Below are 6975 nucleotides of genomic sequence, written 5' to 3'. Positions count from 1 at the left end.
GCGCTGGGTGCGGGTCTTGCAGGCGTTGCCGGCATCATGGCGGCCCCGATCTATCAGGTCAGCCCGCTGATGGGCTCCAACATCATCATCGTGGTTTTTGCCGTGGTGGTTGTCGGCGGCATGGGATCGATCCTCGGCGCCATCATCACCGGCTATGTGCTGGGGCTGGCCGAAGGGCTCACCAAGGTCTTTTATCCGGAAGCCTCCAGCATCGTCATCTTCGTTATCATGGCTATCGTCCTTCTGGTGCGACCCGCCGGACTGTTCGGGAAGGAGGCCTGATATGGCTGATACTGCTCTTAAAGCAACGGCTGCAAGCCATGGCACCGCTTCATCCCGCAAGCCTGCGATCAACAGCCTGTCGGCGGTCATTCTCGTCATCGCCATCGTCGCACTGGCCGCCGCACCCTTCGTGGTCTATCCGATCTTCCTGATGAAGATGCTGTGCTTTGCGCTGTTTGCCTCCGCCTTCAATCTTCTGCTTGGCTATACCGGCATTCTCTCGTTCGGCCATGCGGCCTTCTTCGGGGGCGCTGCCTATATCACCGCGCATACGGTGAAGGAATGGGGCGTGACGCCGGAAGTGGGGCTGATCCTCGGTGTTCTTGCCGCCGCCGCACTTGGCCTTGTCATCGGCTATCTGGCCATTCGCCGTCAGGGCATCTATTCGACCATGATCACGCTTGCGCTGTCGCAGATGTTCTTCTTCTTCTGTCTGCAGGCGGCCTTCACCCATGGTGAGGACGGCTTGCAGGGCGTGCCGCGCGGATATCTGTTCGGCTTCATCGATCTCAACAGTCCGATGAACATGTATTACTTTGTGCTGGCTGTGTTCGTGCTTGGGGTCTTCGCCATCTGGCGCATCACCAACTCGCCCTTCGGCATGATCCTGAAATCGGTGCGCGAGAATGAAAACCGCGCCATATCGCTCGGCTATTCCGTCAATCAGTACAAGCTGGCCGCATTCGTGATGTCGGCAGGTCTTGCGGGCCTTGCGGGCGGCATGAAGGCGCTCGTCTTCCAGTTTGCAACGCTGACCGATGTCGGCTGGCAGATGTCGGGCGAGGTCATCCTGATGACGCTGCTTGGCGGCATCGGCACGCTGATCGGACCCATCGTCGGCGCCGCCTTCGTCGTCGCCCTCCAGAATTATCTCGCAACATCCGACTTCCCCGTCACAATCGTCACAGGCCTCATCTTCATGGCATGTGTCATCCTCTTCCGTAAAGGTATCGTCGGAGAGTTCTATGCCTGGTTTGAACGGAGGAAGTGAGAATGAGCGGCCCTTTATTCATCTATAGAACGTCCGTCTCATCAAATTGGATCGACTATAACGGGCATATGGGGGACTATGCCTATGGCATTGTCTTTTCGGATGCCGCGACTGCCTATATGGATCGAATTGGCATCGACGCTACTTATCGCGAGGCAAATAATGCCACGCTGTATACGCTCGATAGCCGTATTGGTTATCTGAAAGAGTGTCATGTCGGTGAAGCGTTGAGTGTGGACTTGACTGTTCTGGATGCAGATCGCAAGCGTATGCACTTATTCATGCGTATACTGAATGAGGGCGGGCAGGACGTTGCTCTCTGCGAACAGGTGTTGATGCATGTCAGCCGCACGAGTGGAGCGCCGCGTGCATCCGATATGCCGGAACTGTCGCAAGAAAGGCTATTTGCCGACCTTGAACTTTCTCGAGCTGCCATAAAGCCAGATTGGCTGACGCGCCAGTTAGGCTTAAAAACAAAGTGATAGTTGGTCCACATACGGCATAATTTCATGCCGTATGTGGATATGCGGGTATAATATCAACTAGTGCCGTCTACCGGTTTATGGTTGTTTGGGCGCACCATCCTGCGGCATCGGGTAGTCGTCAGAATTGAGGACCCAGCCGGGCTTCAGCGAAAAATCCATGCGTGGCGGACAGAAAATATCTACGAGATCATTGCGATCTTCACTGGTTGCCCGTGTTGTGTGAATAACCGGCGGTGGAATGACGAGAGCTGATGGAGATTTGACCTCTATAGACTGATCAGGTTTCCAGTCACTCATATCCGTCGTCCAAGCCCAACGCAGATGGTGAGTAAAACTCCCAGCCAATGCCAGTGAACATTGTTCAAAATCATCATGATGATGTGGCGACATCTTGGCAGGGTCGCGCGGGCCATTTTGGGCCGGGAGAGCATTGATCATGAAGGTGGTGCAGCGGAAAATTCGGCCAAAGCGTCCCGGCTCGTCGGGAACCGCCAGCGAATAAGAGCGCACCTTCCACCCGCCAACGGGCTGGGGCCACGACTGGAAGGGCGGTATATGTTTGCGAGACTTGTCGTAGGCGTGGGCATTTGGCGCCATTTCTACGAGGTCTTTGGATGCGACTGTGAAGAGTCGGACTACGTTTGCGCCATTTGGAAAGGTAATAAGGCTGTCACCCGGCGGAATAAATGTGACCGAGTTGCCTGCTACCTCAGTTGTCACGCCGCCCCATTCGACCGTGGCGATGTGGTTCTGGTCTGCGAGATAAAGAACATATTCGTCGGCTTGGGTTTTGCGTTCCAATACCGTTCCCGGTTCAAGCTCCGAATAGGCGAGAATGAAATTGCATCCTCGCAAGAACCAAGTGCGCTCGCCGGGAGCCGTGTGATCAGGAGCTGAGGCATAAAACTCTGCCAGCTGTTCTTCGGCGATGAGACCCGTGGGGTTCGGCTTGGATGCGGCAGCAAAGAGGTCTGCTCGTGGATCCTTGTCCTTAAACATTGGGTTTCCTTTCATTCCCTGGCTGTTGCCAGCATTTGCGCTGCTGATTTGCGCAACAGCGCCTGATCTGATCCGCACACGAAGACGGTGACGCCAAGCTTGTGCCAGCGCGGAACATCAGCGGCATTACCGACAAATAGTCCGACAGCAACGCCGGCTTTCTTGCCAGCGTCGATAACCTTTTCGATGGCTGTATCAAGTTCCGTCGACGGAAAACCCACCCCCATGGATTGAGAGAGATCGGCTGGGCCGACGAAGAGCACGTCGACATCCGGTTCTTGTGCGATTTCATCCAGTCGAGCGAGCGCTGCTTGATCTTCGATTTGCGCCATCACTACGTTTTGCGCATCACAATGGGTTCGATATTCGGCAATGCCATAACTGCCGTAGTTGCCTGCGCGCGGCGAAGGAGAAAGGCCGCGTTTGCCCCGGGAAAAGCGGACAGCATCACAGACAGCGGCGGCCTGCGCCGCATCCATGACATGAGGAACCATGACACCTTCAAGACCGAGATCGAGTAGGGGGGCAATCCAGTCGGTGGAGTTACCCCACCGACGAGAGAGAAGCGGTAGACCTGCTGCACGTCCGGCTAACGCCAGAATATCCATCTGCGCAATGCTGATCGGGGCATGTTCCTGATCGACGACTGCAAAATCGAGGCCCGCAAAGCCGAGAATCTCAACGATATGCGGTGCGGGCGTCTTGATGAAACTGCCGATCAGCAGTTCACCGTTCCGGATACGGGACCGTAAGCTTGGTTGTGTTTTATCTGAAGGCTGTTTCACCTGACACATCCTCAAATTGTTTGTGTTCCGGAGGCGTCGCCGACAGTGCTGTCTTCTTTTCCAGCAATTGGCTGGTCATCCTCGAAGCTGAGATCGCGACCGTTGGTTTCGGGAAGAAGTGCAACGGCCACAAGGACGAAGATGTAGGCCAGCATGGCGCACAGAGCCATTGCATCGCGCAGCGGCAGGAAACTGCCGGTCGCCATCATGCCGACAATTGCGGGGCCGAAAGCACCCGCAGCGCGGCCAAAATTATAGCAGAATGCCTGACCGTTACCGCGGATCGTGTTGGGGAAAAGCTCCGTGAAGTAGGGTCCAAGAGCGGCATAGATTCCGAGCAGCGAGAAGCCGAGCATGAAGTTAATGACGAGGGAGAGTGCACCCATCGGCGGGGTATAAAGAAAGATCGGAATGATAATCCAGTTCAGCACTGTGAACAGGAAGAAATTGCGACGTCGTCCAATCAGATCGCAAAGATAGGCAGCAACGATATAGCCGACGAACGAGCCGAAGGTCATGACAAAGACGTAGTAACCAACAGTGACCGATGAAATCTGGTAATGCGACTTGAGGAAGGTTGGTAGCCAGATCAGGATTGAAAAACCTCCGCCCTGAATGCCAAGCGCCAGCAATGAACACAGGATTGTTGTCTTCAGATAGCGCGGGTGGAAAATCACAAAAGGACTGATCTTCTCTCCACGGTCAGCAAGCGCCTTGCGGGTCTTGAGAAAAACTTCGGGTTCCTCGACGCCACGCAATCCCCAGAACACCCAGAATGCCGGGAGCGCGCCGATCCAGAACATCCAGCGCCAGGCATTTTCAGGTGGCATGGTAGCAAACAGGACTGACGACAACAATGCGGCAAAGCCATAGCCCACAGCGTAGGCGCTTTGCACATTGCCAACCGCTTTGCCGCGATAGGCAGGTCGGATCACTTCGCCCATCAGTACCGCGCCAGCCGCCCACTCACCGCCGAAGCCAATGCCTGACAGAATGCGGGCGACAAGCAATTGTTCGTAGGAATTGGCGAAGCCACTGGCAATCGTAAAAACAGTGAACCAGGCAATAGCGATCTTCATGACGGTGACGCGGCCGATACGGTCGCACATGATACCGGCGATCCATCCACCGATTGACGAGGAAATCAGAGCCGATGTTCCAAGCCAGCCGGCTTCACTGTTGGTAATTGCCCATAAGGCTACCAGTGTCGGGATCAAGAAGCTGAAGAGCTGTGTGTCGAGCGCATCCGTTGCCCAGCCGACATAGCAAGCGTGAAAGGTCTTTCGTTCGGGAGCGTTGAGCTCGCGATACCATTGAAACATGTTGTCCTCCCAAAGTCGGGTCTCATTGCACCCGGCTGTTCCCAAAGGCGATTATTGTCCCTGATCCTCTTTGTCAGGGTGGGCCGGAGCAATCGATTGCTCAGCCGTTCAGTCCGAGAACATCGGCGGCGTTTTGCGCCACCATGTCGTGAATGTCTCCATCGCGGTAGCCAAGCTCAAGGCAGGTCGTGACGCCGCGACGGAAGCCTTCCAGGGGGCTATAGGTTCCAACCTGCCCAAGGTCCGAGCAAAGAATGGTGCGAGACGTACCGACGGCATCGATATGCGCCCGGAAATCCTGCCTGTCGCGTGTCTGAAATTTCGAGCCGTCGAGGAAGAAGGCCAGAGAATGTTCGACATAGGCACCCATGTCGGCAATCTCGCGGGCATCCTCAGGTGTTGCGCCAACGATGTCTTCAGGATGGGTAAAGACCAGGCGTTTGACGCCACGCTTCAACGCTTCTGCGAAAACGGTTCTGGTTTCCGACACATGAATATGGCCGCTTGCAAGCACCATGTCGTTGGCCGCAATAACATCAAGGACATCGAGAAGTTCGGGAAGCATTCTACCGTCGGCATCGAAAAGCGGAACGGCCGTTGCCGGGCGCATTTTCTGGGTGGAGGCAGGGTGCGCCCAGCCGGATGTCTTTTCCCAGCGGAGATGATTTTCAGCGGCCAGCGTGGGAAGCCACACGATTTTCCCGCCTAGCGCTGCGGTATGCTCGACCGCATAGGGGTTAAGCCCGCCAACAACATTGTTGAGCACAATGCTCGAATAAATCTTCGTCGTGAGTTCCGGGTGGTGCTTTCGGATCAGCTGCGCCGCTACGACGCCGGAATAATCGTGATCCTTGGTGACAGCTGCTATGAAACCAGCCTCTGACAACTGGCGCGCCAGTTCGAGATGATCCAGAGCTCTTGGGGCAATTGACGGACCGCTATGGACATGCGGATCAACGCCGCCGCGCAGAATATCATTGATTTGATGATGAAGCTCATCGGCAGAAGTTGTGTCAGCGGTCGTCATTCCATCCTCCTCAATCACAATGTTCCGTTCAGCGGAACTTTGTTCTGATTTTTATCAAGCAATCGACTATCGGTGTCAAGTGGTATGATTGGGTGCTCGTTTCCTTGGCGGCGGAGGGGGAGGGTAAGACATTGAATGCGCGGGAGCGCTAAGGTTGCTTGGGCCGTCTGTCCGGTTGTTTTCATAGTGAGAATCGCTCTGTATAAACGTGCAAAGAATATCGATTGAGGATCTGGCATGGTCGATGACGATGAAAAAGACGGTGGCAGCCTTCAGTCTGTCGTTCTAACAATGCAGGTATTGGAACAGGTCGTGCGCACCGCAAAGGGCGTCGGCGTGACCAGCCTTGCTAAAGCATTAGGCACCAGCAAAAGCCGTATTCATCGACATCTGCAGACGCTCGTGCGCCAGGGCTATGTGTTTCAACACGAGGATTCCGAGCGCTACGAGGTCGGTCACAGGCTGGTTTCATTGGTGCAGTCGGTGTCTGACAATGCGGGCATGGTGCACGCCGCTTATGATCCGCTGCTTGCACTGCGGGATGCGCTTGGACATTCCGCTGTCGCTTCCCAGCTCACGCCGGACGGGATGCTTGTCATTGCGACGGTTCCCGGGCGCTCGCCAATTGAAATTGGCGTGCGCGTAGGGTCGCTTTTATCGTTTCATAGCTCTGCGCAGGGCAAGGTTGCCGCGGCGTTTTCGTCAGCAGGATTTCAATCCCGTGTGCTCACGGGGCAGCTCGAAGCCTTCACCCCCTCCACGATCATTGAACCCGCTGTGCTGGAGAAGGAGTTTGCCGAAATCAGACGACATGGCTGGGCGGTCGCGCCGCATGAGACGGCTCTCGGATTGAACACGCTTGCAAGCCCGGTATTCGACGCATCGGGGATGGTGTGCGGGGCGACAGGCATTGTCGACATGGTTCAATCGGTCGGTGAAGTGCCAACGGACGAACAGATCGCGCGCACCGTCGAAGCCGCACGCAAAATCTCGGAACGTCTCGGCTATAAGGCGTAGATGTCAGGAATTTTCGCCTGAAAGAGTGATTTTTCAAAGGCTTCGGGAGTGTTGTCGACGCACGCCA

7 protein-coding genes and 1 pseudogene are annotated in these 6975 nt (G+C 55.6%); 4 read left to right on the top strand and 4 right to left on the bottom strand.

What is annotated here, in order from left to right; genetic code table 11:
- From FHW03_RS19095 to FHW03_RS19085, 3 genes and pseudogenes are all read left to right on the top strand, one after another.
- A pseudogene (locus FHW03_RS19095) lies at nt 1-282 on the top strand (branched-chain amino acid ABC transporter permease); the annotation flags it as partial.
- A gap of 1 nt (nt 283) precedes the next feature.
- Nucleotides 284-1273, top strand: a complete 990-nt coding sequence (locus tag FHW03_RS19090; protein WP_182522051.1) for a branched-chain amino acid ABC transporter permease — start codon at nt 284-286, stop codon at nt 1271-1273.
- A gap of 2 nt (nt 1274-1275) precedes the next feature.
- Nucleotides 1276-1755, top strand: a complete 480-nt coding sequence (locus tag FHW03_RS19085) for a thioesterase family protein (protein ID WP_182522050.1) — start codon at nt 1276-1278, stop codon at nt 1753-1755.
- Between the two features lie 78 nt (nt 1756-1833).
- On the opposite strand, the gene FHW03_RS19080 is transcribed toward FHW03_RS19085, so the two are convergent.
- The 4 genes from FHW03_RS19080 to FHW03_RS19065 all read right to left on the bottom strand — a co-directional run bounded on the left by FHW03_RS19080 (nt 1834) and on the right by FHW03_RS19065 (nt 5891).
- The gene (locus FHW03_RS19080) at nt 1834-2772 is read right to left on the bottom strand and encodes a hypothetical protein (RefSeq protein ID WP_377515208.1); all 939 of its coding nucleotides are present in this window, start codon (nt 2770-2772) and stop codon (nt 1834-1836) included.
- Nucleotides 2769-3542: an aldolase/citrate lyase family protein gene (locus FHW03_RS19075; RefSeq protein ID WP_210277333.1), complete on the bottom strand. Its 774-nt coding sequence runs from the start codon at nt 3540-3542 to the stop codon at nt 2769-2771. The genes FHW03_RS19080 and FHW03_RS19075 overlap by 4 nt, the downstream gene beginning before the upstream one ends.
- Nucleotides 3543-3553: 11 nt before the next feature.
- Nucleotides 3554-4864 (bottom strand): MFS transporter, encoded by a 1311-nt coding sequence (locus FHW03_RS19070; protein WP_182522048.1) that lies wholly within the window; start codon nt 4862-4864, stop codon nt 3554-3556.
- A gap of 100 nt (nt 4865-4964) precedes the next feature.
- A complete protein-coding gene (locus FHW03_RS19065) occupies nt 4965-5891 on the bottom strand; it encodes a DUF6282 family protein (protein WP_182522047.1) in 927 nt (308 codons plus the stop codon).
- Between the two features lie 237 nt (nt 5892-6128).
- Here FHW03_RS19065 and FHW03_RS19060 point away from each other — a divergent pair, with 237 nt between their 5' ends.
- Nucleotides 6129-6908: an IclR family transcriptional regulator gene (locus tag FHW03_RS19060; protein WP_182522046.1), complete on the top strand. Its 780-nt coding sequence runs from the start codon at nt 6129-6131 to the stop codon at nt 6906-6908.
- Nucleotides 6909-6975 lie beyond the last annotated feature (67 nt).

This window comes from Ochrobactrum sp. RH2CCR150, from assembly GCA_014138095.1.
Taxonomy (GTDB): domain Bacteria; phylum Pseudomonadota; class Alphaproteobacteria; order Rhizobiales; family Rhizobiaceae; genus Brucella; species Brucella gambitense.
The sequence above is the reverse complement of the archived record's forward strand: the minus strand, read 5'-3'. Positions and strand labels throughout refer to the sequence as shown.

What these genes read in the sequence shown, in the direction of transcription:
- FHW03_RS19090 (WP_182522051.1), top strand. Translation starts at nt 284, where the DNA reads ATGGCTGATACTGCTCTTAAAGCAACGGCTGCAAGCCATGGCACCGCT.
- FHW03_RS19085 (WP_182522050.1), top strand. Translation starts at nt 1,276, where the DNA reads ATGAGCGGCCCTTTATTCATCTATAGAACGTCCGTCTCATCAAATTGG.
- FHW03_RS19080 (WP_377515208.1), bottom strand. Translation starts at nt 2,772, where the DNA reads ATGAAAGGAAACCCAATGTTTAAGGACAAGGATCCACGAGCAGACCTC.
- FHW03_RS19070 (WP_182522048.1), bottom strand. Translation starts at nt 4,864, where the DNA reads ATGTTTCAATGGTATCGCGAGCTCAACGCTCCCGAACGAAAGACCTTT.
- FHW03_RS19065 (WP_182522047.1), bottom strand. Translation starts at nt 5,891, where the DNA reads ATGACGACCGCTGACACAACTTCTGCCGATGAGCTTCATCATCAAATC.
- FHW03_RS19060 (WP_182522046.1), top strand. Translation starts at nt 6,129, where the DNA reads ATGGTCGATGACGATGAAAAAGACGGTGGCAGCCTTCAGTCTGTCGTT.